This is a genomic window from Flagellimonas yonaguniensis, from assembly GCF_029193885.1.
In the GTDB taxonomy this organism is placed as follows: domain Bacteria; phylum Bacteroidota; class Bacteroidia; order Flavobacteriales; family Flavobacteriaceae; genus Flagellimonas; species Flagellimonas yonaguniensis.
This window is the reverse complement of the sequence record NZ_JARFVB010000038.1, coordinates 1-2,141: the sequence shown is the minus strand read 5'-3', so window position 1 is coordinate 2,141 and position 2,141 is coordinate 1. Positions and strand designations below refer to the sequence as shown.

Genomic DNA, 2,141 nt, shown 5'->3' with positions numbered 1-2,141 from the left:
ATGTCATGGTTCCCGTTGGGCACGTTCCCGAAGATCAGCGATATGGAGCCGTCGCTTCCGCCACAGGTGGTGGGGTCCGAGGAGAGGTCCACGTTGATGATGGGGATGTTGTTGATGTTCAGTGCCATGGCATCGAACACTGGTGGACAGCTACCGTTTCCGTTGGCGGTCAGTGTGAGCACCACGGACCCGTTCACGATGTCGTTGGGCCCCGGTGTATAGACGGGCAGCAACAGGTTGTTGTCATCGAAGGAGCCGTCGCCGGATGTGGCCCATGCCAGGGAACCGGAGCCATTGGCCGTTGGTTGGATGGCGGATGTGGCCAGGTCGAGCACGTCCCCTTGGCAGATCTGTTCGTTGGAACCTGCGTCCACGGTGGGTGCCGGTGTTATGGTCAGGGTCATCGTATCGAATGTGTCCGGACATGAGCCATTGCCGTTGGCGGTCAGTGTGAGCACCACGGACCCGTTCACGATGTCGTTGGGCCCTGGTATATAGACGGGCAGCAACAGGGTGTTGTCATCAAAGCTCCCGTCGCCTGCTGTGGCCCATGAGAGTGATGCGGTGTTGGATTCGGCGGGCACTGTCGAGGAAGAGGACAGGTCGATTGCTGCTCCCTGACATATTTCCTCGTCGGAGCCTGCGTCGACTGTGGGCGAGGGGGTTATGGTAAGGATGAAGCTCTCCTGGTCAAAACAGTTTGGCGTAGTGGCCGTTTGATCATAAATATAATAGGTGCCGGAAGTTGCGATCACATCCGTGGGGTTGTACTGTGTACCGGTCCCTCCCGGGGCATCGTAATAGGCTTCATTTCCGGAGAGGTTGTTTCCGTTGATGGCCGGCAATACGAATGAGTCGCATGCTTCGGTGTCCACAAGGTCGAAGACATCGGGGGTGTTGTTGATCGTCACGGTGAAGGAGTTCTCCACGTCTGGGCACGAGCCTGTGCCGGGGCTGAAGACGTAGAGTGTGGTGGTGGCGTTTATGGCATCCCCTGCCGCGAGAGCATTGCCGCCCCCGTTGGGCGCATCGAAATAGTTGCCGTTCGCAAGTGCCGGTAGGATGTACGAGTCACAGCTCTCGACATCTGTGGGCGCGTCGGCCAACGGTTGCTGGTCATTGGTGATCACGACCTGGTCGAACGAGTCGGGGCAGGTCCCGTTTGCGATGGTCCACCTGAGGGTGGCGGAGCTTCCCGCAGGGAGTCCGGTCACGGTTGTGGCGGGGTCGTTTATGTTGACAATGATCAGCGGGGGCCCTGCCGTCTGTGTCCAGGTGCCTGTCCCCACGGCGGGTGCATTGGCGGCCATGGCGAAGTCGGGATTGTCACATTGTGCGATGTCGGTCCCGGCTTCTGCCACGGTGGGCGGTTCGAAGAACTCGACGGTTATCTCATCGAAGTCGGAGCAGCTTCCGTTGATATCGGTCCACCTGAAGGTGTAGGTTCCGTAGGCGTCGACGGCCAGGGTCTGGTCCGGGTCGTTGGCATTGGTGGCGAAGGTCAGTGTTCCTGGTCCGCTCTGCTGTGTCCATGTCCCCGTTCCGATGGCCGCCAGAGCGTCCACCTGGTGCGTGAGCCCGCATTCCTGGAATGCCGTTGTTGCATCGGGTTCGTGCGCGTCCGCGGTGGGCTGTTGGTCTATGGTCAGGACAAAGCTTTCCTGATCGGAACAGGTCCCGTTCTGGTCGTATATGTAGAGGGTGGTCGAACCCACGATGTTGAAGATGGTCAGGGGGTTGTATTGGTTGCCGTTTCCCCCGGGCAGGTCGTAATAGGCCTGGTTCCCTGTAAGGTCGTTCCCTGTTATGGCGGGCAGGACATATTGGTCACATGCGTTGACATCGGGCATTGGGTCGATGTCCGGTGCCGCGGGAGCGGTAAGAGTCACGTCCGGGTCGTCCGTAGAGGTGCATCCCGCCACGGTGATCCTAAGGTTGTTGTAGTTACCTGCGGGGAGTCCGTTGACAACGGCACTTCCCGCATTGACAGGCACTGCATTGAACACGCCCGCATCGTGGAAGATGTCATGGTTCCCGTTGGGCACGTTCCCGAAGATCAGCGATATGGAGCCGTCGCTTCCGCCACAGGTGGTGGGGTCCGAGGAGAGGTCCACGTTGATGATGGGGATGTTGTTGATGTT

At 59.3% G+C, this 2,141-nt stretch carries 1 protein-coding gene; it reads right to left on the bottom strand.

From position 1 onward, the window contains the following. Positions 1–2,141 (bottom strand): hypothetical protein (locus PY092_RS19590; RefSeq protein ID WP_275617412.1); only part of this gene is annotated, 2,141 nt, incomplete at both ends.